The organism is Trabulsiella guamensis ATCC 49490 (genome assembly GCF_000734965.1).
Lineage (GTDB): Bacteria > Pseudomonadota > Gammaproteobacteria > Enterobacterales > Enterobacteriaceae > Trabulsiella > Trabulsiella guamensis.
On the sequence record NZ_JMTB01000051.1, the window covers coordinates 48,011 to 74,553 of the forward strand.

The 26,543-nt window shown below is 52.9% G+C and carries 27 protein-coding genes; 4 read left to right on the plus strand and 23 right to left on the minus strand.

Annotation, left to right across the window (positions count from 1 at the left end; genetic code table 11):
* Positions 1-149: 149 nt before the first annotated feature.
* From GTGU_RS06935 to GTGU_RS24405, 23 genes are all read right to left on the minus strand, one after another.
* Complete coding sequence (locus tag GTGU_RS06935; RefSeq protein ID WP_038155224.1) at positions 150-524, minus strand: hypothetical protein; 375 nt, start codon at positions 522-524, stop codon at positions 150-152.
* Positions 521-1,060: a lysozyme gene (locus tag GTGU_RS06940; protein ID WP_038155226.1), complete on the minus strand. Its 540-nt coding sequence runs from the start codon at positions 1,058-1,060 to the stop codon at positions 521-523. The genes GTGU_RS06935 and GTGU_RS06940 overlap by 4 nt, the downstream gene beginning before the upstream one ends.
* Positions 1,041-1,271, minus strand: coding sequence for a class II holin family protein (locus GTGU_RS06945; protein WP_038155229.1), 231 nt, complete (start codon positions 1,269-1,271; stop codon positions 1,041-1,043). Before GTGU_RS06945 ends, GTGU_RS06940 begins: the two co-directional genes overlap by 20 nt.
* A gap of 117 nt (positions 1,272-1,388) precedes the next feature.
* Positions 1,389-2,399: an acyltransferase family protein gene (locus GTGU_RS06950; RefSeq protein WP_038155230.1), complete on the minus strand. Its 1,011-nt coding sequence runs from the start codon at positions 2,397-2,399 to the stop codon at positions 1,389-1,391.
* A gap of 100 nt (positions 2,400-2,499) precedes the next feature.
* Positions 2,500-4,776, minus strand: a complete 2,277-nt coding sequence (locus tag GTGU_RS06955; RefSeq protein WP_038155232.1) for a phage tail fiber domain-containing protein — start codon at positions 4,774-4,776, stop codon at positions 2,500-2,502.
* Between the two features lie 21 nt (positions 4,777-4,797).
* The gene (gene terL, locus GTGU_RS06960) at positions 4,798-6,408 is read right to left on the minus strand and encodes a phage terminase large subunit (RefSeq protein WP_038155234.1); all 1,611 of its coding nucleotides are present in this window, start codon (positions 6,406-6,408) and stop codon (positions 4,798-4,800) included.
* Positions 6,405-6,743 carry a hypothetical protein gene (locus GTGU_RS06965; RefSeq protein ID WP_038155236.1) on the minus strand — a complete coding sequence of 113 codons (339 nt, stop codon included), beginning with the start codon at positions 6,741-6,743 and terminating at the stop codon, positions 6,405-6,407. Before GTGU_RS06965 ends, terL begins: the two co-directional genes overlap by 4 nt.
* Before the next feature lie 64 nt (positions 6,744-6,807).
* Entirely contained in the window at positions 6,808-7,128 is a 321-nt protein-coding gene (locus GTGU_RS06970; protein WP_245609591.1) for a hypothetical protein, read from the minus strand.
* Between the two features lie 27 nt (positions 7,129-7,155).
* Entirely contained in the window at positions 7,156-10,047 is a 2,892-nt protein-coding gene (locus GTGU_RS06975; protein ID WP_038155237.1) for a hypothetical protein, read from the minus strand.
* Positions 10,047-12,767, minus strand: a complete 2,721-nt coding sequence (locus tag GTGU_RS06980) for a transglycosylase SLT domain-containing protein (protein WP_038155238.1) — start codon at positions 12,765-12,767, stop codon at positions 10,047-10,049. Before GTGU_RS06980 ends, GTGU_RS06975 begins: the two co-directional genes overlap by 1 nt.
* Before the next feature lie 2 nt (positions 12,768-12,769).
* Positions 12,770-13,237 (minus strand): hypothetical protein, encoded by a 468-nt coding sequence (locus tag GTGU_RS06985; RefSeq protein WP_038155240.1) that lies wholly within the window; start codon positions 13,235-13,237, stop codon positions 12,770-12,772.
* A 2-nt stretch (positions 13,238-13,239) separates the two neighbouring features.
* On the minus strand, positions 13,240-13,689 hold the full coding sequence (locus GTGU_RS06990) for a GNAT family N-acetyltransferase (protein WP_038155241.1): 450 nt from the start codon (positions 13,687-13,689) through the stop codon (positions 13,240-13,242).
* Between the two features lies 1 nt (position 13,690).
* Positions 13,691-15,679, minus strand: a complete 1,989-nt coding sequence (locus GTGU_RS06995; RefSeq protein ID WP_038155242.1) for a phage tail protein — start codon at positions 15,677-15,679, stop codon at positions 13,691-13,693.
* A gap of 1 nt (position 15,680) precedes the next feature.
* A complete protein-coding gene (locus GTGU_RS07000; RefSeq protein WP_038155243.1) occupies positions 15,681-16,244 on the minus strand; it encodes a phage connector family protein in 564 nt (187 codons plus the stop codon).
* A gap of 59 nt (positions 16,245-16,303) precedes the next feature.
* Positions 16,304-17,206 (minus strand): phage capsid protein, encoded by a 903-nt coding sequence (locus GTGU_RS07005; RefSeq protein WP_038155244.1) that lies wholly within the window; start codon positions 17,204-17,206, stop codon positions 16,304-16,306.
* Between the two features lie 218 nt (positions 17,207-17,424).
* Entirely contained in the window at positions 17,425-18,270 is an 846-nt protein-coding gene (locus GTGU_RS07010; protein WP_038155246.1) for a hypothetical protein, read from the minus strand.
* Positions 18,257-18,490 carry a Bbp19 family protein gene (locus tag GTGU_RS07015; protein WP_038155248.1) on the minus strand — a complete coding sequence of 78 codons (234 nt, stop codon included), beginning with the start codon at positions 18,488-18,490 and terminating at the stop codon, positions 18,257-18,259. Before GTGU_RS07015 ends, GTGU_RS07010 begins: the two co-directional genes overlap by 14 nt.
* Positions 18,490-20,112: a portal protein gene (locus GTGU_RS07020; protein ID WP_038155249.1), complete on the minus strand. Its 1,623-nt coding sequence runs from the start codon at positions 20,110-20,112 to the stop codon at positions 18,490-18,492. The genes GTGU_RS07015 and GTGU_RS07020 overlap by 1 nt, the downstream gene beginning before the upstream one ends.
* A 3-nt stretch (positions 20,113-20,115) precedes the next feature.
* Positions 20,116-20,349, minus strand: a complete 234-nt coding sequence (locus tag GTGU_RS07025; RefSeq protein ID WP_038155250.1) for a hypothetical protein — start codon at positions 20,347-20,349, stop codon at positions 20,116-20,118.
* A gap of 11 nt (positions 20,350-20,360) precedes the next feature.
* Positions 20,361-20,762 carry a hypothetical protein gene (locus tag GTGU_RS07030; RefSeq protein WP_038155251.1) on the minus strand — a complete coding sequence of 134 codons (402 nt, stop codon included), beginning with the start codon at positions 20,760-20,762 and terminating at the stop codon, positions 20,361-20,363.
* 284 nt (positions 20,763-21,046) lie between these two features.
* Entirely contained in the window at positions 21,047-21,505 is a 459-nt protein-coding gene (locus GTGU_RS26350) for a hypothetical protein (protein WP_051857307.1), read from the minus strand.
* Positions 21,506-21,793: 288 nt separating this feature from the next.
* A complete protein-coding gene (locus tag GTGU_RS07040; RefSeq protein WP_038155252.1) occupies positions 21,794-23,983 on the minus strand; it encodes a VapE domain-containing protein in 2,190 nt (729 codons plus the stop codon).
* Between the two features lie 3 nt (positions 23,984-23,986).
* Entirely contained in the window at positions 23,987-24,160 is a 174-nt protein-coding gene (locus GTGU_RS24405) for a Cro/CI family transcriptional regulator (protein ID WP_072011924.1), read from the minus strand.
* 115 nt (positions 24,161-24,275) lie between these two features.
* Here GTGU_RS24405 and GTGU_RS07045 point away from each other — a divergent pair, with 115 nt between their 5' ends.
* The 4 genes from GTGU_RS07045 to GTGU_RS07055 form a co-directional block, all read left to right on the plus strand.
* A complete protein-coding gene (locus GTGU_RS07045) occupies positions 24,276-24,968 on the plus strand; it encodes a helix-turn-helix domain-containing protein (RefSeq protein WP_051857308.1) in 693 nt (230 codons plus the stop codon).
* A 437-nt stretch (positions 24,969-25,405) separates the two neighbouring features.
* Positions 25,406-25,918, plus strand: coding sequence for a hypothetical protein (locus GTGU_RS07050; protein WP_038155255.1), 513 nt, complete (start codon positions 25,406-25,408; stop codon positions 25,916-25,918).
* 129 nt (positions 25,919-26,047) lie between these two features.
* Complete coding sequence (locus GTGU_RS26040; protein ID WP_169741169.1) at positions 26,048-26,194, plus strand: hypothetical protein; 147 nt, start codon at positions 26,048-26,050, stop codon at positions 26,192-26,194.
* Positions 26,194-26,543, plus strand: a 350-nt coding sequence (locus GTGU_RS07055; protein ID WP_038155257.1) for a YdhT family protein, incomplete at its 3' end; no start/stop codon positions are given. The genes GTGU_RS26040 and GTGU_RS07055, both read left to right, overlap by 1 nt.

Genomic DNA, 26,543 nt, shown 5'->3' on the forward strand with positions numbered 1-26,543 from the left:
TTTTATTTCACTCCCGAAAGAGGAACAAAACGCGCTATTCCGTGGCCTTATACCAGGCCTGCCAGCGGTACTTATCCAGCCGTAACTGGCGCAGGCATTCAGCAGTTTCAATGTCGGCCTGCAGGTCTTCGTCGCTATTAGTACCTGCTTTACTCGCTCCCCTGCACGGCTCCTGCATCAAATCCGCTGATGGAGTTGGCCGCGTCGAGGGAGCGCTGACGCAGCTGCACAGCGCGAGTGTCAAACTTGCAATTAGTATGGTTCGGATCCTGGACATATTTCACCACATCACGGTAAACGGTTCGGTAAATAACTTTGCCCTCGTCACTGGCTACCGCCGCTTTCTGCTCGTCGCGGGCTACAGTCTTCGCAGCTTTAACGCCCTTTTTCTGGTATTCACTGTTCACTTTGTCGCTGTGTGCATACCAGCCCTTCAGGTATCCGGCGTAATATGTGCCAGCAAAAAAAGCCAGCAGCGCAGCGAGTATTGCGGACAGTGCTAACAGTTTCGCTTTAAGAGTCACTTGTCTATCTCCCAGCACGCCAGCGCACTTTCCTGATCCCGTCGGTCAACCTGACCATAGCAACCATCTTTCTGGCCTTTGGTTAACCTGCAATCCCGGCCGCCGTCGAATATCCAGCGCCGTATTTCTGCGCATGCGCCTAAACGGTCGCCTGCGTTAATTTTTGCGTAGAATGTCGAGGTGAAGCATTTTGCCGGGCCGATGTTGTAGGGGCAAAACGAGGCGATACCAACCTTTTGCGGTGGCGTCAGCGGCACCCTGATATTGCGATCCACCCAGGCAAGCGCTTTATCGCGCTCGATGGCGTTTACACGCTGGCATTCTGTCTTTGTCGCTGTCTGGCCTTTGATGACGCGTTTACCGTCAATAACTGTCACTCCGTGGCAAAGAGACCAAATACCCCCGGGGTCGACAACGGCGGTATAGACATTGCCCTCTTGCTCATAAGTGAACTGGTCAAACAGTACCGGTGCGGAGGCTCCGGCAGCGAGTAGCGCCAACATCGCGGCGCTGAGCTTAGTCCTGCTGGTGGTCATAGCTCTGAGCCTCTTTCCGGCGGTCATCTTTGATTTTGAAATACAGATTGGTCAGGTAGGTAAGCAAACCAAACAGGATACTTGCCAGTACCCCTATGGCTGCCCACTGACTAGGGCTGACTTTATCAAGAAGTTGCAGCAGCCAGTAACCGAAGCTGCCGATCGAAGTAACGTAGGACGCTCCCGCAGCCACGTCTGAAAGGTTGTTCATTCTCATGCCTCACCCCCGCGGGGATCTCGTTGTAGTCCACATGAGGTTAAGGCGGTTAAAAGGTCGGAATCCCGACCTTATCATTTGGGTGAGTTACACTGATGCTCTTTGTCGCATTTATTCAGTTGTGACTGAAGATTTACTCAGTGAAAATGATGAATAAATTTTTAGCATGGTAAAATACGAGAAAACAAAACAAGCTGCGGCAAACAGTACGGCTTGCAGTGGGTCTTTGATCTGAACATTTATACCGATCATGGCAAATATAGTTGTTAATATGACTTTTGTTATTTGTTCTGTTCCACATAAAAGTAGGCTGTTGCGCCCCAACTCTTTAAATTGTTCGATATTAATCCAATAGGACATCGCAATGCTAGGAATAAACATAAAGCAGGTAACAAAGAAATAGATAAAGTATCTAACCTCAGGGTTTGTAATGTTTTTGAATTTAGAGAACGTTCCGTATTGATACGCATAAGCAAAATAAATAAAAGACAATAAAATAACAAAGAGTATTATAACTTGTCCTTTTTCTTCATAGCGTGCGGGCCAGTCGTATTTGACTTTATTTGAGATGAGAACACCAAAGGAAAAGTAACAGAGATAGTGCAGTGCGCTATCCATGTTAAAGATCACTGAAGGCATTTGCTTACCCCATAGCGGTGTAAGGCAGTAAATGACAAGAGAAGTAACAAATATAACCACAGCATTTCGTAATAGCAGATTAGCTAACGTGTAGTAGCAAATGACAATAAACAGTGCTGGTAGAAACCACAACGATGTAATAGGAACTTGGTTCCTTATACCCATTAGTGCATTGACCAACATTTCAAGAATTCTTTCTGACGGTAGATTCCATTTTAAAGTATATACCGCAATCCCTACAACCGAAAAAATCGCATATGGTAGTATTATTTTTATAAATGACCTTTTAATTATTTGTAAGCTAGTAGCTATTTCTTCGCTTCTCTTATAAAAAAGACCAGATATGAAAAAGAAAAGTGGAACATGGAAGGAGAAAACAAACGGGTAAAGCTTCCCCGCTGCGGGGCCAAAATGACCCAAGTAAATATAAAACATCCCTATAAACCTAAGTGTATCTACCCACTCTATACGTTGTTTGTTCATTATTTACACACCACAGGTCACATTGCTTTCATTGTATATCCATAATCACAATAATAACAATATATAAGGTAAATATGTGATGCGCATCCATGCGCACTCTTTATGCAAAGTACCACCCCGAAATTTTTAACACTCCGCTAGACAGATCAGAGTTCTTGAGCGCCAACCCCGTAGCTCCAAAGAATTTAATGGTGTTAGTGCCGGGGATGACGGCAACAGTCTCAAGTGCCGATATGGTTTTCTGTGCGATGGTAAGGCCACCAGCAAAGTTGGTAAGTAGGGTTGTTCCTGAGAATGGCAGTCCAGAAATCGTAGCATCAGCGGTATTCGTTGTTGCAGGGAAAGCAATATTTAACGATACAAATACGATGTTTCCTTGCCTGATATATCTCTGCACCCCTGTCCTGGTGATTGTTAGTCCTGCTCCAGATCCATCCACCGGAGTCCATGCGCTAATTTCTTCATAGTGGTCAATAAGGCCAATACTGTTTCCTGCGTCATACAGATTTTTAAGAGTCCTCATTCCTGTACTAAAACCAGTTTCAGTATTTATAATTTCAATCCAAGCACTTGTACTAGCGCCAGCATTCGCGTCGAAAAGCCGGCTCAAAGTAGCAACTGGAATATTAATTCCAAGTTTTACACGAGACTTCCCCAAAGCTCCCACGTTATGCGCCATCCACACGGAGTCGATGTTAACGTTAATTTTTCCTTCAATTGTAATTTGGCTTGGATAGGCACTTTGCCCAGGCGCACCAAATCCTACTGGGTTATGGTTAATAACAGATACAGAATAGATTCCGTAATATTCGAGACCTTTTATTGTAACCCCGAACATTTGGCCTCTTACTATAGCGCCAATGCCGTTATAAGCAGCATCGTTAACGATGCGTAGGCCCTCAATGTAAAGACCATACCCACGGTCACCGCATACAATCCCTCCACCGAGTTCGGGATTTGTTGTTGCCGTACCATAACCGCCGGTAATGCGGCCACAGTTGTGCAAAAAAGCTCCATACACAGCTGTGCTCATTGTCGACGGAGTGTTATCTGTAGGAGTGACGACCTGAGAATCAATATTGAATGGTATATCAACATTTTTCATCACGACAGAGTGATATGAAATAGCTCTGACATTAACAGTGGTACCGGGCTGCCCTTGCGAGTTAATACCAATAGAGCAATTTTCTATAACAGGAGAGAATACAGAGACATCTTCTGCAATGTCACCCTCAAACTGAAATGCTCTTCCGCCATGTCGTGCGGGATGGTAAAGAGCGTTTATCACCCTTGGGTTGTAGTGTCGAATACCGCGACATTTCAAACCGCTAATCCCATTCTCACCGGCTACAGAACTGCAATCAATGGTCAGGTTATATGTTTCAACATCTTCACACTGCTGGGCTGTGAGATCATTATCCATCCCGGTAATAACCAAGCCGCCCAATGATGTTTGTCCTGTAACTTTGAATACCGCACCAGGAGAGCAATAAATTCTACTAAAACTGGGTATTGAAAAATAATCACTGCAAAGATAGGTCCCGCCAGGAAAATGAATGGCCTTACGAAGGCTGGCAGCGGTTATAAGAGCGGCTCTAATCAAATCGGTGTTGTCAGTGATGCCATCGTTTTTTACGCCAAGATCAAGCGCGCTTATCCGCTCAGCATTAACATCATGTTGGGTTCTCATGACAGCCCCGATGATCGGCTGCTTGACGGCAATCAGGGCATCACCTTTACCATCAGAACCACTTGCAAGGTCGATGAGCACATCCGATGCAGAACCAGAAGGAGGGAGCACCGTGATAGGGTTCCCTTCACTGTTAAATGCCAACATTCTGTTAGCCCTTTGGTCTGCTGGAGGTAAAACAGAAACATAGCTTTCCGACACACGTAAGGCACGTACCAGGCTGACATTATCGACATAGTTCTTTGTAGCTGCATCCTGCTGGCCAACCGGATCGGCGAGATCAGCAATACGGTATCCATCAGCATCAAAAGGGCCACCAAATAACGGACGACGAAGCGCAAGCCCCAGATAAATAAACGAGCGCTGAATAGCCATCCACAAACGGTCAAAATCTTTATTTACCGTATCCGCCAGCAGGTCGCCGTTATCCTGATAGTCAGTTAAGCGGTACGTAGGGACGACACGTTCAAGCATTACGACGGAACCCGCAGCTGGTGCGGTTAAAAAGGTAATGTCGCCCCCACTGACATTACCGGTGCCAGACACAGAATAGCCAGATGTGACTACTTCGCCGTCGATACTTACCTGAATATCGCTGGCGGCAATGATGTAAAACTCAAAAGGAAAAACGGTCGTCAGACCGTTGGCGTTGTAAATTATATAGGGAGTCTGATCAGGTACCGACATGGCGCGAAACCTCGGGGCAAGTTAATAATCGACTTCGACCTGATGGTCTCCATCACTTAACTGCCAATGTTCACGCGCTCTCACGGTCGGAATCCCGACCACTTTACCAATACGTACCGGAGTCTGGCTTATCGCGCCTGCGCCAGAGTCGATGAAGTCGTCCGGCTGATTGGTCAGCGCCGGGTTAAAATCTCGCATCTGGTCGTACACAGGCCCGTCCAGCACATCGCTGTGCGCCCACAGAAACCGGGAGGATAGCGGTGCTTCGAATGCATCCAGTATGCGTTTTTGCTTGTTGGTGACGCTGAACTCTTCCCTGACACCACAGCCGGTACCTTTTAGCGCCTGCCGGAGCAACTTCCCGGCGAAGCTGCCGGGGCCATTAACCTCCACGCAGACAACAGGGATCTGATATTTAATGACCAGTTCTTTAATCTGTACTACCTGACCGCCAGTGATTTTGTCGTTGTCGTCAAACTCGGCAAGATCACCTGTCAGAGCCTGACAAACCTGCCAGTACAAATGCCCCCGAGCGTCAGTAAGGAAAAGGGAAAATGCTGAGGCATCGGCTTTTACTTTACCGGTGGCCACATCCCACCATGCAACAGCACCTACGATCTGCGTCTGGCCGAGCCACATCGAGCACGTACGGTTTGCATAACGAATATCAGGGTTAACGCTGTATTCACGAATACGGTCTGGATCCAGGCGAACTTCACCAACGGGTTTACTGTGCAGTTGATACTGGCTGTCCCATTCGTTTACAGTGCGGCATTCCTTACGGCGCGTCTCAAGTTCAGTATGGTCAAACCGCTCCGGCCACGCGCACCCGGCGTAAAAATCAATAACAGTATCCGGTGGCGCTGCAAACTCCACACCATCGGGTGTGATGATATAATCGATACTTTCGACCAGCAGGCGCGCCGCTTTATGGATACCGGTAAAAACATACTCCGGTCTGAACGGAAGTGAGTAGTGCAGCTTCGTGGCGTCTTTCGCTTCAATGCGCTTTTCTTTATCGAACAACTTTATGGTAAGGCAGTCAGCTCCGGCTGCCTCCTGCTCGTCATAGAGACTATCGTGGGTGTGCGGCGTACCGATAAAAAGCTTACGCCCGCCGGGGATCAGAATGTGCGTCTGTTCGCTCAGGCGGTATCTGAGCTTTTCACGCCCTTCCGGTGTCTGAATGTTGCCAGGTACTTCAACGTCGTCGTTCTGGCATTCATTAGCGCGGGAACCGGTGACGTTAGACAGAATGCCTTTGGCAAACATACTGGCGTTACGCATATCCAGCGCGCCGTTAACCCACCATTGTTCGACGGTGCCGATCCCATCTGGCAGCATACCTTTGGTTAAAGGGTGATTACGCAGTACGTTCTGTGTATCACGGCTGGTTTTGCGGGCGGTGGGGTCAGATTCAGATTGATGCAGGATGCGGTATTGTCGGTCGCAGTAATACCGCCAGGCATTATAAACGGCCAGAATTGTGGATTTACCAAAACCGCGAAAACACCGGAGTACCGCAAGATTACCGCGATGCTCCAGCCAGTGGCAGGCTTTGTAGTGGCAGTCAGGAACGTCCCACCCCATTCGCTCCGCCCAAATAAGGAAGAAAGCGAGGAAGGAGATCATTTCTTCCCTTTCTGCAAACGCTTAATAATGGCGGCCGCTTCACGTTCCGCATTGGAAACACGCTGGCCCAGCTCGAATTCCTCATCACCTTCACCAGGTTCTGCGGGAACCCCGCCGCGGGTATGCATACCGATGAGCGAGTGCACCTTGATCAGCAGTGTCAGGGATGCCGCTGCGTTCTTCTTGTCCCAGTAACGATCTCCGCGCTCCTGCTTTGTTAATGCATTGACGCGCTTATTACCGCCTGCCCAGTTCTCGGGATCAGCCTCTTCAAGCACCACATTGGTGAGCTTATCGCTCAGTGCGGTAAGCCGTGTTTTGTAATCATCATGCATAAAAAAGCCCCGTGGTTATCACAGGGCCATGATGGTTCAGTCTGGCGGTCGGAATCCCGACCGATTAGTACCCACGCGCGGTACTATTATATTCCTCTACTACACGGTTAGCTTTACTCAAGGCCTCTTCCTGAGCTTCCCTTATACGTTTAACATCGTTGTCCGCGTTTTCTGTATATTCCTTTGCGTTTTGAATATAACTTTCAACATCGCTACGATACGCATTCATGGAGTATTCGCTTCTGTCATAAGGCGGCGTTGGCTCCATCGCTGAAAACTCTTCATAACCACCAAATCCTAAATTGCTGCCACCAAACACCGTTGCATTAGCTACTACAGGAAACACCATAAGTATCAACAAAGCTGAAAAAGTAATATTGCGCATAGCATCCTCGTCCTGTTACATAGCCTTTTAACGCATCCCTGGATCAACCTGATTAATAATAGGCGCAATCCAGAACAGATTATTACCCGGTAACAATGTGCGAACATTATGCAGGACTCGATCACCGGCGTCACCATTCAGTACGCCCGCTGTTACATCGGTGACAGTGTCGAGCAGGCCGAACGTCGGGCCCAGCGCCGAGCCAATAAAACCGCGACTGGCATAACGTGACTGTGTACCGGTACCGAGTAAAGCACCCAGCCCGACCATCCCCCCGGAAGCCTTTTCCGCCATGTTGTTGTATTCCATCAACGGGCCGAGAATACCGGAGCGGTCAATACCCTCAATCACCAGTTTTTGCGGTGTCCAGTCCACGTCTTTACCGTTAGCGGCCTGCTTAAGTGCATACGTCAGCGCGCCCAGGCCAATCTGAAAAGCGGTGCCGTAATAGAACTGTGCAGAGCCTTCCTGCAGGCCACCCAGCGTAGCGCGGTTATAGGACGCGGTGGCGAACGATTTAAACTGGAAAACAGTTTTCCCGAGCGGCGTACTCGCCCATAGAGGCGTATCGCCGATACCGGGTGTGATAACGGTGTTGTTAACATCCTTCAGTACCGCGGACTGGAACACGCCCGCAACGTACTGATCATCCCATTTATCAAAGTTACCGATGTTCCAGCCCTCGATAACTTCGCCATGTTTTTTAAACTCAGCGCGGATACGTGCGGCCATGTTGTCATTAATGCCGAGCTTCGCCAGACGGGAACCGGGGAACGAACCACCGAGAATGCCGTCAGCGGTAATCATCCCGTTAACCGATTTGTTCATGTCGTCAAAATGGCCCATCATGGTTAATTTGCCGAACACATCGGTAACACGCTCCATCCCCGCCTCTACCGCCGTAGTTCGCGATGAGCTGTCCACCAGGTCCCCCATGGTTCTGGCGCGGGTATGCAGGATGGTTTCCAGCCCAACTGCCATTTTCTGCATTTCGGCCTTACTGGCTTTAAAGGCCGGGGATCTCGTTATCAGCGCGCCGTAGCCGCGGGTAATTTTCTGAAAACCATTGACCATCACGCCACGTGCCAGATCCGGTATTGCTGACACCGTCATGCCGCCGAGTTTAGTGACGAAGTTGGCACTTCGCAGGAACGCGCCCGCGCGGACAAAAAACGATGCCGGATCGTCCGGCATGCCGTAGGTTCCCGCCAGGCGATCGCGCAGCGCAGTAATATCGCGTAGGTCATTATCACGAGCTTTCGCCAGCTTCGACTGTTCAGCAGGGTGCTGGCGCATTAGTGCGTCATACTCGTCCTGAATATCTTTAAGCTGTTTTTCCAGCGTCTTATTGCCAAAGGTGCGGGTCAGCTCAACCTCAGACGCGGCTTCACGAATATGGCGCTGCAATACATAGTTTGCATCGCTCTCCAGATAGTCTTTCATCAGACGATCTGGAACGCTCAGCGTTCTGCTTTTAGTGCTCCCTGCGGATTTGACCATAAAGACATTAGTGAAATCCTGCGGTATTTTGGCGCCGACAATTTTATTGATAGTGGCGTCGGCGGCGATCTCCGCCTCTTCGCGCGACATGGTCTTTTCGCCGCGTGACCACCAGTCAACGAGCATATTGCGGAAGTTATCACGCTCGTTAACAATCTTCCCGACTTTGTACACGCGCGGGAAATAACTTTCCTGACCAATAGCCTTCAGCTCTTCATCCGGCGGTAACAGACCAAGCTTCTGCTGCGCCACTTTCACCCGGTTAACCACAATGCGCATTGCCTGCGCCGCTTCCTGCACCACCGGATTAGCATGCACATCGCCGCTGCGCATGGCGTTACCCACTTCTTCGCGGAACTGGGAAAAACTCAGGTCACCACCGTCAGCTTTGTATCTCGTGTACGCCTGCTTATTAGCGACAACCACCGCGGCCTCTTCTCGGCGCCAGCCACGTACACGAGTTTCAGCAGCAACGGGGGTTTCAATCCCCCGTAGGTTTCCTTCCAGAGTGAAGTTATTCTCTGCCAGTTCCAGCGCCGTGCGGCGAGCAGTCTTTGACGGAGACTCCATCAGACGGGTAACCGGCGTAAGGTAGCTACCCGCTTTGCGTGCGACTTTCCCAATTGGGCCACCAGTAACCGGAGTTAAATCCTCGAGCGTCGCCTCGCTGATCCGTGCTGCACCGACGCTACCGCCATCCGGGAGTGATGCAGCTGCGTTATCAACCGCAGACGTTACGCCCATATTATCGAATGCGTCAGCCACTTCCCTCGTTGCCGCGCTGCGTACTGACGGAGAAAGCAACGTGCCAGCGCCAGCAAAAACACCACTCAGCAGAGCACCGGCGGCGACGTGAGACGCACTTTCTCCCCACGTACGGGTAATCTGCTGATTATTGAGCGCAACTTCGCTAAGCGCTGTACCCGCTGCGCCAATGGCAATTTGCGAGCCGATACGTGCCAGTGCGCCGCCCTGCGCACCAGGAATGAACATCGAGGCGACTGTTACTGGATCAACAACTCCGGCGGCGATACTCGCCAGTGTCCCTTCGCTCCCGGCTTCGGCCAGTACCCGGCGGTCTTCATTTTCGTCGTCGATCTGCTGTTTCAACCAGGCTGTTTCTTCAGGAGATCGGGAGTCTGCGAAAGAACTTCCCCACTGCTCGTAACCGTGGAGCTCGTTTTTATCTGCATACGGGTTATACCCTTCAACAGGTTCGAACTGCGCTGACGGCCTGAACATACCCGCGAGCAGGTTATTCTGGCGAAAGGCGGCACCCCATACGGACGGCTCATCCTGCTGAGGTGCCGGATTGGTACCTTCGGGCAATGAAACGTCGAAACCTGTGGGCTCCGGTAGCGCACTGGCCGCGGGTGTGAATCCGTTGCTGAGTTCTTCTGGGGTGGCGTATACCGGCATTATTCAGTGCTCCACGAGAAATAGTTTTTAACCCTGTCCATACGCTCGTTATGGAGTCGTTTATATTGTTCATCCAGCGCACGATGCTTATCCTTAAACCCGCGAATATTCTGCCCGCGATCCAGTTCATCCCGGGCTTGCTGCTCACGTTCCTGCTGCATTTTCTGGTATGGCTCCCACTCTTCGAGAGAAGGTTTCCAGCGCATCGGTCTGCCGTGGCTGTCGTAATACGGCTGCACCATCTCAATGCCGTCTTTATCTTTTGTCCGCACCATGATGGCGTAATCACCATTTCTGGCTGTCAGTACATCCGGGGTGATCTCCAGTTCACCGCCGACACGCGACTCCGGGATTGTTGTCTCCGCCTGGGGCGCGTTTCCTGAGGTGATACCGAGCTGGGTGGGGCTGGTGGTGATGACATTGCTGCGGTCACCGTACATGATCTTTTCTTTGTCGGCTTTCCACTGTTCTGCCTGCCAGCCAGACGGACCATAGTTATAAAGCGCTTCCGGTGCATACTTCATGAACTTAGCGGTACCGTTAACCTCGCTGATACTCCAGGTGCGGGCGATCTGCTGGTTGGTCATTTTCTTCGCAACATCGGCATTGCCGCCCGCAGTGCGGTAATTGATATCGTAGAGCGCCTGATAGTCATTACGGAAACGGGCGGCTTCCGGCGTCTGGTCATCCGAAGACGGATCCCAACGGAATACCTGCGACATGCTGCTTGCCGCTGAGCTAATGGCGCTGCTTCGCTCCTTTTTGTACTCTTTGGTGCCCTGCTCAGACGCCAGCTGCTGTTTAAGCGCATCAGTCTGGTTGTATGTGAGATTTTGCGCCTGTTCTACAGCCGCATCAGATGCCATACCCGAATCGGTTAGCTGTTTTACCGTGAGGTAGAACCCCTGCATTTCCTTTGGCATGCTGCCGACCGACGCAGGGTCAGTGTTATAGAGACGATCAAACAACGCTGCCCCCTGACGGACAACATCAGGACTACGGGCGCGGGCAATAGCGGAAAGTTGTGTCGTCACCTGCGACGGGATAATACCGGTCTGCGCCACCTGTTGCACCACACCATCGTGCGTGGTGGCATCGTTAATGCGGAAATTCTGCGCTGTAACCGTTGCGTCTGCTGATTTCTGCATAGCTTTGTCGTTCGGGTCGAGCTTTTCACCCATTGACAGCGCGTCGTTGAACCGGCGGGAATCGCGCTGCGCCTGCACAAAACTATTGCTTTTCTGTACCAGCGCGCTGAGTTTACCGTACGCGTCCAGCTTAAGGGCGTAATCGGGGTCATTCGCTTGAGGTCTCACTTTAGCCAGCTCTGCCTGCTGCTGATCAGGAGAAACATACTGTATCGCCTGAAAAGTTCTGGCGTTATCAATCGCGATATCAAGCTGCTTAACCGCATTTTCTCCCTGTTCACCGTAAGCAAACAGGATGGAAGCTTTATCCGGCATGGCGTCTGGAACTTCACCATTATTGAGCTGCGCCATTGTGTTATTAAGGATTGGGTCTATTTGCTGGCGTAACGTGTTGCGCTGTTCCCGTAGCTGGGCCTCGGCCATGTTATCGATTTTGTTTACCGCTACCGGGTCCATACCTGTTTTATTTTTGCGGTATTTAGCCAGCCATCCGCGTGTTTCAGCCGGAAGCTGACGAATAAACTCAGCCTCTGAAACTTCGCCTTTTCTAGGGTCGCCAATCTTAGCAATGAGTTTATCTACGTTACCCTGCCCCCAGTTATAAGCCGCTCCGGTAAGCGTTTCTGAGCCGTATTTAGAGTACAGCTCGCCAACATAATCTTTCGCCAGTTGAACATGCTGCTCAGGATCCGCCGGGTTATATTCCACACCGCGTTTTGCGGCCAGCTCCCGACCAGTCCCAGGCATCAACTGAAACTGCCCTTGCGCACGATCTCCAGACTTCGTTACTGGCCCCTGAATAACGCTACCGTCAGCGGTGAAATGGGTACCACCAGATTCGACAATGCCGATAGCACGCATGTCCATCCCACCGGGGTCGTTTACCGGAAAGTCACCAGCGAGCCAGCCTTGCGGGTTTGATACGGCATAGTTCTGCGCACGTTGCTCAGTCGCATGCAGATCTGCTTCGGATATCGCAGCGGTAATCTCTTCGGTACTCCAGCCCTGTGCCTGTCCGTATAATTCGATAGAATGCCTGCGGGCGCCGCGAATTAGCGCTGCCGCCTGCGGGTCGTCATATGCACTGGATTCCTGTTGCACGGATGATTTTACGGTGGTGTTAAACTGGGAGCGTTGTGCCTGCTCAATCTGAGCTCGTTCAAAACTGTTGTAAGTGCTGACGCGGCGAACCTGTCCTGCTTTCCATTGCGCATCAAAATAGGTTAGCTGGCTGGCGGGCACCTGTTTGCGTGCTTCTTCATAATCAGAAGCATCAAACTTATCCATATCGGTACCAACACCAGAGGATTTGAACCCCTGTCGTGTAACGAGCGCACCGGTCTCAGGGTTTTCCCAGCGGTCATTAGACTTCGAATCGAGCTCGGTAAGAATTGCCTGTGTTGCCGCTAAATCTGCTTTGTCCTGAGTACGCTGCACATCCTCGGCTGTCTGCCCGATTGCAACCCCCAGCCCCGCAACAGCGTTACCTATCGCGCCAGCATTACCGACACTGACGCGAGTGGGATTAACCTGCGGCGTAACGTTGCCAAAATTACCTACGGGAATTCTCACGGTTATTTACTCCCTGCTTTTTTCCAGCCGCTATACGCGGTCCCGCCAGCACTCAACAACGAACTGCCCGCGCTGATATACCCTGCGGTCGCAGCATTACGACCGCTGATACGATCAGCCTGCGCCTGCGAATTCAGTCTTGCACTCTGGTTTGCGCCGTTGAGTATCGTCTGATACGCATCTTGCTCTGCGTCACCGGTGATCCCGGAGGTGATGCGGAGCGCTGTGCCCGCCCCGGTTTCAACTCCTGACGCGGCCAGCGCCGCGTTAGCCTGTGAAGCCTGCGCACGTCCGGCCTTGCGAATGCGATCAGCCTCAACTCTGGCCTGCGCTTTTGCAGCCTCTGCATCTGCTTCAGCCTGCGCGGCCTGATAGTCCGACATTTTCTTTTGCTGCTGGCCACTATAAACCGCTCCGCCAGCGGCTAGAACGGAGGATGCGACCAGTGCGACTTCTACGCCAGTACACATTGTTACACCTCTTTTGAATACAGCAGGCCAGTGCGCGACAAGCCAAGACGGGAATACAGCTCCCCAGTACGCTGCTCATGAACGCCGGTGGTGATCCCCATATTAATGAGGGCTGCGCCGTGCTCTTCCGCCCAGCAAATAAAAGATTTCGCCAGGCGAGGACCAGCCGATCCACCGCGATGTTCTGGCGCGATAAAGAGCCCGTATTCAAACGCCATTAGCTGACGAGAAAACCACTGCTCGGCGATGCCGCCAGCAAGCCAGCCGATCACACGATCGTCTTTCTCCACTACCAGCACGCAGCCAGCGGGACTGGTAATTAAATCCCGGGCGAGCCCCGCGCATTTGTCTGCATCAAAAGGTGAGTTTTGTGCATACCGCGATTCCAGATACATTCTGGTTCCCAGCTCAATAAGCGACGGAATGTCCCCCGTGGTGGCATTTCGTACCATGTCAGCCCCCGTTACTGGTAAATGTGAAAATGATTGCAAGAAGATGAAACGGCAACGGTTGTCGCTGCTGAATCAAAAGCGTGTCCTCGCCGCGTTCCCAGCCGAGTTTTCCCCAATAGTGATCACCGGTGAAAAGCGGCGCTGGTTTATCGAGGACCTGAGGACCAAAACGGCGGAACGGAATAACCTGCCCATTGCACTCTGCGCCTGTTGTTTCGAGGAAACGCATAGTGACTTCGCTGGTACGCTTTTTCGCGTTCTGCGTCGTACCCTCAGAGGTTGCAACCTCTGGCGACAGCGTCTGTATGGTCGATTCAAAATGGAGTCCGATCTCCACGGAGTTGGCTTTACGTGACAGTGTTATCTGCCCGTCGCTAACGACCGCCTGAGGCATAACAGAACCGTCAGCAACCACATCAACTGTTTTACCTTCCAGATGCGTTAACCCGGTCCATGTTGTGGCCCCAGTCTCGCTGGACCCCGTAACCGCTGCATCTGTATATAGCGAACTGTCAAACACCTCTACGTATCGCACTGTCTGCCCGCCGACCTGCCGCTTAACGATGGCATAAACTACATCGTCAGTATCAGAGGGTATTGAGGCCAGAGACTCGAAAGCGCCATCAGTAATCTGACGTGACCAGGCAATAACTTCCTGGGCCCTGTCGATCGCCATAGTCACTGCAACGCCATCATTGCGAACCAGCCAGATAAAGGCGTCTGGCTGCTGCTGGTATGCCATGTCCACCACGCCACCCGCAGTGATGTGTTCGGCCAGCACGGTCATATCATTGGCCGAGTATGAAACAAAGCTGTCGGGGTCATAGGCCACCGCATACAGCTTGCGCCCGGCCCGCTGAATAAACATGATTTCGGTGCCAACGCGCACAGGACGAATTCCGTTGCAACCGTATGGGCTCGGATTTTTTACCGATATGTTGGTTGGCGTGATCGCGGCATCAGTGCCGGATGTGATGGTGAACTCCCCGCCGTAGGTCAGCGCAATCAGGGTGTTCATCTGCGCAAGATGTACAATCGGATTGAGCTGGTCGGAGGACAAAGTAAAGCTGATTGCGTCGTCGTCATTGGTACCCAGTTCGAACGACAGATAAACACCAGTTTCGCTCCACCAGATGGTTTGCGGATACTTAGGCGAACCGGCTAACACCAGCCGCTGCTGATACAGCGTCACAGCCCCGGGGTATCCGAAGGTATCCGTCCAGACTGTATCTTCGCGTGTCCACGAACCGGGTGATGCCGCCTGCGTTGCGGTGAGATCTCCGCGAATTGTGCCAGTGGCAGTTTGCGAACTGGTGACGCTGGTGATCAGAATCAGGCCGTCGTTGATACGTACATACGAACCGACATCCTGCGCAGCCCAGCCAGCACCGGTTAGCGGCGGTGTAGGGTTATCGCCGGGTTCTGAATCGCTCAGGGTTAACGTTACGCTGGAGCCTACAAACTCTTTCGCTGATGGTTTGCACCATTTCTGCGGTGTGTCACGCACTTCATCAAATGGTTCAACGACAAATGGCGCAGGTTCAAGCACCCAGTCAGTTTGCCCGCGCCGCTGAAGGCGCTGAGGTTTTACCGACTGATGCACCAGAAACATGGTATCGGCGCCCTGCACGTAGTTGATCGCCGAAAGCATATCAGCGGTGTAAGGACTGGCTATTTCATATGGGGTATCGTCTTCGTTAACCAGCTGCTTACCGTTCTGATAAATCCGCATATAGCCGTCACCAAATTCCAGCATATACGCCTGCGAACGGTTAAACACATATGGAATGAGGCGGGCTTTTTTATCGCCAAATTTTGCAGCCGCTGCGTAGCGTGTACCCGGGCGACGAATAACACCGCCCTGCACCACCACCACGCCATTTTCGATAACCTTTGCGCCATTGGCGTAACGGGAAATGTCTACACGCCCCATCAGACGCGGCGAGATCTCCCCGGCAGTGAAATTTGTTTTTATCAGGTTAGCGCGCATGTCAGAACCTCGACTCGTACGTCGGATAGCCGTCCAGAATCTCCGCCGGTTCTTCCTGCCCGTCGATCGCTTTTGCCTGTTTCAGCACGAAACTTGCTTCCTGTGCCAGGCTGTCGCGCAGCGCAGCAGAACCTGTGACGGCATAGGCCATCTTTGCCTGCATCAACATTTCCGCCGCATTGACGAGCGAGGCGTCCCATGTGGATTCATCCTCATTACGGAAGGTGTAACGCAACCACACCGTGTCGATGTTCGCCAGTAGTCGGTTGCCTTCAATGCGGTACCGAATGTCATCATGTGGCTCGCCGACTGACATAACGCGAATCAAATCTCCGGGTAAAGCAAACTGAAAACGGAAACCAAAAACTGGTGTAGCGCTGACAGGGGACAGAACAACGCGCTTGATAACGCAATTCCATGGGTGCGCGCGCAACAGGTTATTTCGCACGGTAGGGTAGAGGTTAGAGCACAGTCGGGCGTGATCAGTATCTTCGTCGAAACTGTTAATCGGGTGCGCCCCCAGCGCCAGCAGTGCGTTTGAACAGATTGATACGCTCGAATTCATGGCATCACCTCAGAAGTAAAAAGGCCGGGGTGTTACCCCCGGCAAAGACATCAGCGGCTTTAAGCTACGAAATCAATGGTGACAACTTTGTTTTCAGCTGCACGGCCAGCGCCATAGGACGCATCAACCGAAATCTGAATGGTGTTGTTCTTATCGCGGCGCGGACCGATGTCGACGTTGTACTCAGCACCGGTACCGAAATGCACGGCAGTTTTACACCAGGCTGCTGCGGTGGTTACAGTGGTGGTACCCGTCACGGAATCCAGTTTTTCATAGGCTAACCAGTTGAAGCCCAGCCACTTAGACGACACCGCGCCTTCCTGCAGCATTTTCACCGCCATAAAGTCGGCGCTGGTCAGCGTGGTATCGCTGAGGATCTGTGTCAGCATGTCGGCGTTATAGGTGATGAACAGATCTTCACCGTTCTGCTCGTCGCACTCGTTGCGGCGGAACATGGCCTTAGCCGCGATCAGCTTGGCTTTGGTCATACCGGTACCGCCGTCAACAATCTTCTGCGTCGCCGGAAGTGCAACTGGGGCGTAGGCACCCGTGTCAGACGTTTTGCGCAGCACTGTATCGAGCAGCGCGCGGTAAATTACATCGTCCTTTTTGCGGTTTGCCGCAGCCATAGTGAGCTGCAAGTACGGCCCCTGAGGGTCGGCCAACAATTTACGCAGGTCGCGTTTTTCAACAGGCACGAACACACCGTAGTCAGCCATCAGCGCATTACGCGTACCGGCTTTCGGTACATCCCAGACCGTATCACCAAAACGCGTGGTGATCTGGGTCATCTCGATGGTGCCCATGTCGTTAATCGTGAACGACGCGCCAGTGATAGCGCCGCGATCGTGGACAGCACCCTGCAGGCGCGAGTCCTTTTGCTGCGACGCGATTTCAAACGAATCATGAAACTGCTGGATAAACGCAGCGGTAATCATGTTTTTGTTGGTATCGAAAGACATAACAGTCACTCCAGAATTTATCGCCTGCGGGTTATCGGTAAACCGGCCCTGTATCACTGAGCGACTGGCGCTTACGCTCAGAGGGAAAATTCAGTTATCCGGCGTCCCCGCCGGGCTGGTTATGGAGCGATTGTTAGTGAGGGGTGCGGTCGGAATCCCGACCAAATGAAAAAAAAAGCCAGCGTTCAGGCTGGCTTTTGTGCTGTGGTAACGGCATGTCACGCTACGGTAGCGTTGCCGTAATTCTTCTCGTAGAACGCTCGCACCTGGGCGGATACTCGCTCATGATCGGCATGCTTCGGATCCATGTACGCCGGGGATTTCATCAGGTCGCGAATGGATTGCTGCTCAGCCATATTGATGGCGCCGCCAGTTGGAGAATCTTCCTGCATTTCCTTACCGATTTTGGCGAGCATGCGAATAACCATCGGGTTGTTGCCGATCGCGTTGATATCGTCACCCTGCTCCGCCAGTTGCGTAAACGCACGATAGGCCAGGCCAATGTTTTGTTTAAACTCGGCATCCGTTTTCCACACTTCACGTAACGCTGTGGATGCTGCTTCCGCATCCAGTTCCGCAGCACCGTTCACCAGCTCCGGCGCGCGCTGTACGTATTCGCCAATGATGAAACTCATCTGGTCGTTGGTGATGCCTTTGGCATGCGCGGTTTTCATAAAGCTCTGCATGCGGGGATCTGCTTTAAACTCTTCCCACTTAAACCCTTCCACTTCTACCTTTGGAGCGTACTCGTCAGCAGTTTTCGGCGGCGCATCACCGCTGCCCATACGTTTCTCAAGGTGCGTGTAATTCTCTGCCAGTTTGCGGGCTGAGCTTTCAATGTTGAGCTTTCCGTCATTGCCCATAACCCGGAATTTTTCAGGTAACCAGTCGCCCGCGCCCTGTTGTTCTGCGCCGGTGCCCAGTAACGAATTGCCAGCAGGATTACCATTGCCCTGCTCACCGCCATTATTACCGCCAGTACCTGCATCGTTACCACCTCCGTTCCCGCCGCCCTGCTCTGCGCCCTGCTCAGCGTTCATGAATAAGTGTTTAAGCTTCCACATCGTCGTTTACTCCGTCTGCTTTGTTAATTTGACCGAGGATAAAATCGAGCACGGAACGCTGCCCGGCCCGGTAGCACGTTTCACGGTCGCCCTCCGGGCCGCCGGGGACATATGCCGCGCGCCCGAACCGCCGGGTTAGTTCTTCCAGCACCTGCGGACCTCCCGGCATTTCCTCGAAAATGCGTTTGTAGTCCTCGGGCGTTACCTGTTTCGTTGTCATCAGCCACCTGCCAGTTGTCTGCCTAACGCAGCGCCCGCTGTCTGCCCTGCCGCACCAGCGGCCTCAGTGCCCGCCTGCATTACCATTGCCTGCTGTTGTGCCTGCGCTGCCAGCTTCTGGCGCTCATCACGAAGGTTCGCAACCGCTTCAGAAGAGCGGATAACTTTGGCCGGAACGCCGAGCGCGTCAGCCACAACACGCGTAGCTTCGTCCGTGTCTACCAGGTCAACAACCGACTGGTCGATACCAGCAAGGTTCTGCACGTTCATGCCAAGACGCTCGATCGCGGTTACATCCTCCAGTTGCTGCGCACGGGCCAGCGGAGAGATGTAACGCACGTTGAAATTAGCGTTCTGGAGACTTTCAGGCGGTTGAGGGAACACGCCAGCGCGGAAGGCGATGCCAAAGCAGCGCACAACCAGCGGTTGCAGGTATTCAGCCTGGAAGCGACCATATACCGGGCCAAGTAACTGGCGGATCAACGCAACACGCACGTGTACCTCGGTGGCGGTCATGGCCGGGCCGTCCTGCGGTTGCAGTTGGTCTGCCATCATGATCTTGCGGATGGACGCCTGCAGGCGGTCTTCTGCGGTAAACGCAACGTTGAAATCAGCGCCTGTGAGTAGCGGCTTCATGCTGTCAACGCTGTTCGCCACGATTATGCGGCGCGGGCCAACCTTCACCGTTCGCGGGTTGAGCACGCCGTCATCTTCAGCAATCCACATGCCGGAGATAGCCAGATCCTGCGCGGCCTTCTCCATGCGTTTTGTTTCGTTGAGCTCTTTGCAATCCGGCAGCGCATCGTATACCGGGCCGATGCCGTACGAGCCGCCGGGGATTTTCATCCAGCGAGGAACGCAGCACGGAAACTCGTGGTAGCCAGATTCGCGCACAATCTGCTTGCCGCTCACTTCCACGTTGTACGACGCAAAGCGCATGTTACGGGCAAGGCGTGCATCCACCGCGTAAGTATCCCGCGGGAAGATGCAGTGCATGAATTCAAATTTGTCGTCGGGTTTGTTCTTCGCGGCGTCGAGGATCTTCTTGCTGACCTTGTCGGCGCCAAACTCTTTGACTGCCTGCTCAGCGGTGAGCTGGTAGCAGCGGTACACCGTGTCCACGATGCCATCCTTGCGGGTGGATGTGACATAGCACTGCGCCAGCGGCCACTGCTGGAACGTGTACCCACCCTCGTCGCGGTTCTCGTCGATGTACAGCACGAACCAGCCCGCGCACACCACGTCGAGATTTGCTTCATACCCTTCGGCGTCAAAGTTGGCAGCGTGGATATTCTCCCAGACGAGCGTCGCGCACTCAGACAGCCAGGCTTTGGCATCATCAGGCAGCGATTCACTGTCCAGGTTGAGCCACTGCGCGTTTGCCGGGGTCATGCCGGACATGAGCGCAGAAGCCAGCATGCGGGCGCTGTCGGTGGCGGTACCGTCCAGTAGCTTCGCCACCTTGTGTTTAGCGCTCTGGGCGTCGAGCACCTCATCGGATAGCCCTGCGCCGCGCAGCGGATAGGTGTAGTCATAGCACTCGCGCCAGACACTTTCATGCACCTGGCGGTTTGCTTTCAGCGTGTCTGCACGCTTAATCAGCTTTACGGCGAGCTCATCCATCGGTTACGCCCCTAAGGTGTTTTTCTGCTGCGCAGCCTGCGCGCCAGAAGACAGCAGAGAGCTGCCGGAATCAGACGCGCCCTGAGCGCCGCTTGCCAGCAGGGAAGAGCCTTTCTTGCGTTTCTTGCGCGCTGCTGCATCTGCGTTAGCCGCTTTTGCCGCTGCATCAGCAGCTGCATCAGCTTCGGCCTGCGGATCGGTCTCTACGACCCTTGGTGCACCACCACCTCCACACATAGCGATTCTCCTTAGCCCGGAATATGCCAACCGCGCTCAGTCAGCACGGGTTTGCCAGCTACCGGTTGAGCCTTGCCCTCCTCGTTCGTCACATGACCGTATGGCGCAGCAGTGGTCGCTTTTTTAACGAGTTCGAGGAATTCGGTGTTATCGGTGAGCTGCTGATCAGCCAGGTCTGTAAAGCCCAGCTCTTCAAAGCGCGCGATGATTGCGGCGCCCTGCTCGTTGATGGTTGCCAGCAGTGCATTACGTGCTGCGATGGCCGGGTCTGGTGCTGTACCAGTGGCCTGAATGTCGGTGCCTGCGCCTGCGGTTGGGATGGTCTGTTCGCCCGCCAGTGCGCCTGTATCGGCATCTGTGGCAGGCTTAGTTTCCTGCCCCGGTACTTCAACGGTTTTCTTTGGTCGTGCCATCGTGGTGGCTCCTGTTGATACTGGAGCCGCAAGTGTGGAATGGGGTTGCGGTCGGAATCCCGACCAAATGGAATATTTGTTAAAAACCGCCCCGATTTAACATAATGGCTCTTATGGGAACCACTGGATCAGCACTCGTTACCGGTCTGGCACGAAGCGGTTATTTATTGCAGTTTGCTGGCGAGAAAGGGCAAAAAGGCACTGCATAAATCGTGCATAAAACAGGGCTGTTTTTGCATAGCGTTTTTTCTCAGTGAAAGCCCTGTTTTCGCACGTTTTGGCGTTTAGTTGTAAGACTTGCGATAACCCGACACAAGCAGCGCTAACAGGTCGGCGGCTTTGCAGTCCGTCAGGTTAGCTGCGACATAAACCGCAGCGCGTGTCTGCCCCAGCGCAATTTCCCTGCGGGCGTAAATCTCCTTGTCGAGAATCACCTCCGGAACGCCAGGGGCGATCTCCGCCCTTCTGCCGTCGAGTTTGCCACCCAGCAACAGCACGCGCTCCTTACGCCCCAGCGCCACCATCGTCGGCGCTTCGTTACGTGATTTCCGCGAAGTGTAACACCACAGCTCGAGCAACGCTTCACCGTAGTGATGGTTAGGTGTTGCGCCTTCGCGCCAGCCCAGTAGCGTTGTTTTGGCGACATTCAGGCTTTCTGCAATGCTGAGCAGCGATGCGCCAGAGCTGTGAATGTCGTTGATAACCTGTCGCCAGTTGGTTTGCAGGATCGCAGGCTTGATCATACCTCACCCCCAAAACGCGCGCACGCGCGAGCATAAAGACCGATTTCATTGAGCTGCTGGCGCTCGTTTTTCGCCGTTGTCGAATTCATCTGTGTTTGCATATCGCTACCTGCAATAAATTACATGTTTAGGGTGGAACCACCTGCCCCCACCTGGAACCACCTTTTTCTAACCTTTCCCCAAATCGACTTATATATATATATGGGGTTTTTAATAGAAAGGTGGTTCCAGTGGTTCCAGTGGTTCCGCACCGCATATATAAAGGTGCTAAAAGCGGAACCACCTCCGTTATAAGGTGGTTCCAGGTGGTTCCACTGGCTCCCATAGCTTGCATTTCTTGCCGTTTATTCGTCGCTGAACGCGCTTATAACCGCAGTTTTGCAAAACATTACCAATTCGCATTTCTTCGCGTTTTCCTATGTGACTGGGATTCAGTCCAATTGCATCACGCAAAACATCGCTAGCGCGTAAAAATTCGCAAGTTCGTGGAACCACTTCCGTTATCAGGTCTGGCGTGTCGAGCCATTTCTCAACCGTTTCAAGCCACGCGTCCTTAATGGTGTACTGCTCGTGGACACCTGCACCGAGACGTTCAGCATCGCGGAACTGGATGCCGCCGAGCAGCTTAAACATCTCGCGAGCTTCAGCCCACAGTTGCAGCTGGTCGCGTCTGACCGCTGGCACATCAACACTGGATACCTCGACGGGAAGCCAGCGACGGTTACCGGTCTTGTCAGCGAGGAATTCGTCCTCGTTGGTGGTACCGACGAACACCAGGCGACGCGGGAACTGGGTAGCGAACTCCCGATATTTAGGGATCCAGTTCTCGTGCGTACGCGTCACGAATGCCTTAATTGACTCGAGCTCTTTGGTATTGAGGCCGCGCAGCTCGCCAATCTCTGCCACAAGACGCCCGCGCATCTTGCGTGCAAGATCGTCGTCTTTCTCAGCGAACGATATCTCTGTGAAGAACGCCGGATCGGGACTCAAAGCCTCCACGCCCGAGGATTTACCGCAGCCCTGCGGACCGACAAGGATAGGCACCATATCGGCCTTGATACCGGGCTCCAGCACCCTGCCAGCCAGCGCCGTCCACATGTACATGGACACCGCGCGGGTGTATGGCGTGTCGTCGGTACCAAAGTGCGTGTGGTAGAAAGTTTCGATACGTGGCACGCCATCCCATTCCAGCCCGTTCAGCCAGGTGACGGCCGAATCAAACGGCTGTTCGTCAGCGGCCAGCAGCACAACATCGCGAATGAGTTCGCGTCCTACCGGTTTGAACCCGCGCTTTTCCATCGTGATGCGCAGGCGCGCATAATCCGCATCGGTGAACGCCTGCCACCGGCCGGAGCCCGCCGGGGCGAACATAATTTCGTCACGGAACTGGTCAAAGCGAATATCGATGTCAACGAAGTCAGGACGCACAACGGCTCTGGCCGCGTTGCTGATGGTGGCCTCTATGCGCCCCCATTTGTCACGCTCGAACGCTGGCAGCGGAACAGGTTCGGCGACTTCTGTACTGGTAAGATCTTCGAAATCATCGTTGCGGATCCCAATGGCGTTGAGGAAATCGCCGTCATCACGGTGTGCGCAACTGGCATGCAGGCATTTGAAATGCCCGAGATCGAAACCTGCGGTACCGCCGGGAAAGTAAACTGTGCTGGTCGGGTCTCCGCCGGTACTGTGGCCGTCCTCAAACGGGCAGCGGATGTATCGCTCACCGTTGGCGCCGTCCAGCAGTGTCCAGCCGTTGGCGTCAAGATACTCCGCCGTTTCATCCGTGGCGCCGGGCGTGAACGTTGAGCGGTCGCGCATCTTCGCGCTGCCTGCTTCAGTGGTAACTGACACTGGCAACTGATCCGCCAGGCGCTGCCACAGTGTTTCGAGCTGGTCCGCTGATAAAACTGGCGGCTCATCCGGCAGACCACCGTCCCATTCGATACGGGCGCCGCTGCTGTGCGTACCGCAGGCAACGAACTGCTGCCCGTTTGCCAGCAACTCGATAATGCCGAGCTCACCCTCCAGACGGTGGATGCGCTTACGGAAATCGCCCTCTACACCCAGCAGGTACAGGCATTTATTGCTGTTGGCGCGCCAGCGCCGCGGCGGGAGTTCGCCCAGCAACTGCACCAGCAGATCGCGTATTGCCGACTGCACGTCAGCGTCTTCGCTGTCGCAGTCCAGCGCCAGCCAACCGAAGCCGGTGCGCACGCAGATGCCATAATCAGGCTCTTTCGACCAGCGCGCGAAATCACGTTCGGTGACAATGTGCTCTGTCCACTGAGCAATACCGGTGACCAGACGGTCACGGTTATAGCGGCTCGGCGTCTTGCCCAGCGCTTTCAGTTTACTGTCGGGGGAAATGGCGGCGTCCGGGTTGCACACGACTGGTAACAGCTGGTCAGTACGCCCCAGCACCAGATCGAAATGGAACCATTCGTCAGGCGTCGCCCCCCAGTTCTTTTTGTCTGGCATGGGTTACGCCTTTTGCGTGTCTGGTGATTTTTTATTTGCTAACAGCTTTTCCAGTTGAAGAGCTCGTAACTCAGGGATCTCATCGCCCCACTGGGAAACGGCTCCTTTAGAAACGTTCAGTAATCTCGCGAGATTTGCCTTGCTGCCCGCAAGCTCAATAGCTTTTGTCTTTTTCATATCCGTTTTCCTGGACGCACGTAGATTACATGAGGTTAAGAAAACTAAACATACAAGTCAAGAACACGATACCTTAAATAAGTTAAGCTAACTAACCCATATGAGGGGTATCACCATGATTAACGCACGTATTCGCGAAGCTCGCCTTAATGCAAAATTAACTCAGGACGCGCTGGCAAAACGTATAGGGCTGACTAAAGCTACTGTTTCACAATGGGAATCAGGATCCACCGAACCGCGTGGCAAGAATCTGATCAACCTAGCGGAAACCCTCAATGTATCTCCGGAATGGCTACTTACAGGTAAAGCCCCTGAGGCACAACCGATCTCATCAAATGCTAAAGTTGAGGGTGGCTTTTCTGTCTGGGATTCGTCAACACCACTCGAGGATGATGAAGTGGAAATACCTTTCTTTCAGGAAGTGGAGCTGTCTGCCGGAAATGGTACATATGTAGAACTCGATCGCTCGGGTTGTACGCTCAGGTTTGCAAAATCAACACTTCGAAAAGCGGGCGTAGATGTTGCCTGTGCCGCATGCGTCAGCGTGCACGGAAACAGCATGGAACCAGTATTACCTGATGGCGCTGTTGTCGGGGTAGATACGTCTAAAACAGGCATTAAAGACGGCCAGATGTATGCCATAGACCATGATGGTTTACTCCGCGTTAAACTTCTTTATCGTTTGCCAAGCGGGATTCGCGTTCGCTCATTTAACAGAGACGAGTACACGGATGAAGAATATTTCAATCATGACGCCAACAAAATAAAAGTTATTGGTCAGGTGTTCTGGTACTCAGTGCTTCTGTAAAGCTTTGACCACCTATCCCAAGCCCGCAATTGCGGGCTTTTCTATACCTATTCGTAAAAAAGTACAACTTTCTTAACTTCACCTCTTGACTTTAAAGGTTTAGAGGTCTTAACTATGCATCAAAGGTTAAGATATCTATACAGCGATACTTAACAACGCTCTTTAACAAACAGAACCGCGTGACAGGCAAGCCGTAGTGCTCCTGGCAAAACGAAATGGCACCCGATGGGATCGAGGTAAGCGCCGAGTCCGTATGCGTACGGTAGGCGTAGAGGACCACACCGCGACGAGCTGACAAGTCACGCAAGTTGAAACGCCCCGATGATGGGGCGCTTAGTTCCCTTTGGGGTGTGGTGAATTGCAGTCCCTGAGACAAGCCGAAGACCAGCGCCGGCCGCTGCACCGCCAAAGTGAACTGACAAATGCAGGAATACATCATGATCACAGTTAAACGTGCAGAATATCTTTCAGCGCTAACATGCGCTGGCGTGAAGGACGTTCGCTACTATATTAACGGTATTTTTTTCGATTCGGAGGGGTTCATCGTAGCTACCGACGGGCACCGCTTATTCTGCGGGAAAGCAACAACCGAAGGTGAAAGCGTCATCATAAATGTGAAAGCGAAGCCCCCAGCAAAATTCGATCACGTCATCATTAATACAGAAAGGCACAGTGCTACGTTCATTGATGATAAAGCACAGGAAGTTTTGACATCCCCGATTGAAATTATCGATGGTCGTTTTCCAGACTGGCGCCGGGTTTCGCATTTCAAGCCTGGTAAAGTAGAGGCAATTGGAATACATATGCCCTACCTCGCGGATGCTGCGAAGTGTTCAAAGTATTTCGATAAAAAAGCTAATGGTGTTCTGGAAATGCAGGACTCCGCAAGTGCTACTCGTTTCAGATTAGGCCAAGATGCTTACATGTTAATCATGCCTGTCCGAATGTAATCTCCATCCTCCTGAATCATCCCTTAATTGCTGTGTGTAGTCTTTGCCCGTCTCCCTTGGCGGGCTTTTTTCATGCCTGAAAGCGCATTCAGTGCAGTGCGCTCCCCGACATGAAAAGGAGCACCACCGATGAAACCCGAACACCTTCACCGCCTGACGGGGCGCGATGTGCTCCGTTACCGCCGTAAAACTTTCGACTTCTTTACCGGTCTGGCCCTCGCTACTGCGCTCGGCCTGATCATTACCTTCATTCTCCTTGTAGCGAGGACTGCTTAATGCAAATCACAAAAGAACAAGTAAAAGCCTGGCACGCCTGTACTGATGGATTCCGCTGGTTTCTGGATAAATTTCCACAGGGCGGTGCATACAGCGATGTGCATGGCGCGCTGATCGCTGATAAACGCTTCGACGATGCCCGCTGGCTTGTTAGTCGTATGTATGAAACTCATCTGGAACACCCAGCCTTTATTCAGGCTGAAACAGCCACTACCGACAAAATGGTTGGCGAGCTCACCAGCATGGAGCACCCATCTGATCAGGTAACAGAAGGCGAAAACAGCTCCGGCTACAACGCCCAAATCGGCAGCTCCGGCGACGACGCCCGAATCGGCAGCTCCGGCAACTA

Bases quoted from the DNA above. Each gene is read 5' to 3' on its own strand.
- GTGU_RS06940 (WP_038155226.1), bottom strand. From the start codon at position 1,060: ATGACCACCAGCAGGACTAAGCTCAGCGCCGCGATGTTGGCGCTACTC.
- GTGU_RS06945 (WP_038155229.1), bottom strand. From the start codon at position 1,271: ATGAACAACCTTTCAGACGTGGCTGCGGGAGCGTCCTACGTTACTTCG.
- GTGU_RS06950 (WP_038155230.1), bottom strand. From the start codon at position 2,399: ATGAACAAACAACGTATAGAGTGGGTAGATACACTTAGGTTTATAGGG.
- GTGU_RS06955 (WP_038155232.1), bottom strand. From the start codon at position 4,776: ATGTCGGTACCTGATCAGACTCCCTATATAATTTACAACGCCAACGGT.
- terL (WP_038155234.1), bottom strand. From the start codon at position 6,408: ATGATCTCCTTCCTCGCTTTCTTCCTTATTTGGGCGGAGCGAATGGGG.
- GTGU_RS06965 (WP_038155236.1), bottom strand. From the start codon at position 6,743: ATGCATGATGATTACAAAACACGGCTTACCGCACTGAGCGATAAGCTC.
- GTGU_RS06970 (WP_245609591.1), bottom strand. From the start codon at position 7,128: ATGCGCAATATTACTTTTTCAGCTTTGTTGATACTTATGGTGTTTCCT.
- GTGU_RS06975 (WP_038155237.1), bottom strand. From the start codon at position 10,047: ATGCCGGTATACGCCACCCCAGAAGAACTCAGCAACGGATTCACACCC.
- GTGU_RS06985 (WP_038155240.1), bottom strand. From the start codon at position 13,237: ATGTGTACTGGCGTAGAAGTCGCACTGGTCGCATCCTCCGTTCTAGCC.
- GTGU_RS06990 (WP_038155241.1), bottom strand. From the start codon at position 13,689: ATGGTACGAAATGCCACCACGGGGGACATTCCGTCGCTTATTGAGCTG.
- GTGU_RS06995 (WP_038155242.1), bottom strand. From the start codon at position 15,679: ATGCGCGCTAACCTGATAAAAACAAATTTCACTGCCGGGGAGATCTCG.
- GTGU_RS07000 (WP_038155243.1), bottom strand. From the start codon at position 16,244: ATGAATTCGAGCGTATCAATCTGTTCAAACGCACTGCTGGCGCTGGGG.
- GTGU_RS07005 (WP_038155244.1), bottom strand. From the start codon at position 17,206: ATGTCTTTCGATACCAACAAAAACATGATTACCGCTGCGTTTATCCAG.
- GTGU_RS07010 (WP_038155246.1), bottom strand. From the start codon at position 18,270: ATGTGGAAGCTTAAACACTTATTCATGAACGCTGAGCAGGGCGCAGAG.
- GTGU_RS07015 (WP_038155248.1), bottom strand. From the start codon at position 18,490: ATGACAACGAAACAGGTAACGCCCGAGGACTACAAACGCATTTTCGAG.
- GTGU_RS07020 (WP_038155249.1), bottom strand. From the start codon at position 20,112: ATGGATGAGCTCGCCGTAAAGCTGATTAAGCGTGCAGACACGCTGAAA.
- GTGU_RS07025 (WP_038155250.1), bottom strand. From the start codon at position 20,349: ATGTGTGGAGGTGGTGGTGCACCAAGGGTCGTAGAGACCGATCCGCAG.
- GTGU_RS07030 (WP_038155251.1), bottom strand. From the start codon at position 20,762: ATGGCACGACCAAAGAAAACCGTTGAAGTACCGGGGCAGGAAACTAAG.
- GTGU_RS26350 (WP_051857307.1), bottom strand. From the start codon at position 21,505: ATGATCAAGCCTGCGATCCTGCAAACCAACTGGCGACAGGTTATCAAC.
- GTGU_RS07040 (WP_038155252.1), bottom strand. From the start codon at position 23,983: ATGCCAGACAAAAAGAACTGGGGGGCGACGCCTGACGAATGGTTCCAT.
- GTGU_RS24405 (WP_072011924.1), bottom strand. From the start codon at position 24,160: ATGAAAAAGACAAAAGCTATTGAGCTTGCGGGCAGCAAGGCAAATCTC.
- GTGU_RS07045 (WP_051857308.1), top strand. From the start codon at position 24,276: ATGATTAACGCACGTATTCGCGAAGCTCGCCTTAATGCAAAATTAACT.
- GTGU_RS07050 (WP_038155255.1), top strand. From the start codon at position 25,406: ATGATCACAGTTAAACGTGCAGAATATCTTTCAGCGCTAACATGCGCT.
- GTGU_RS26040 (WP_169741169.1), top strand. From the start codon at position 26,048: ATGAAACCCGAACACCTTCACCGCCTGACGGGGCGCGATGTGCTCCGT.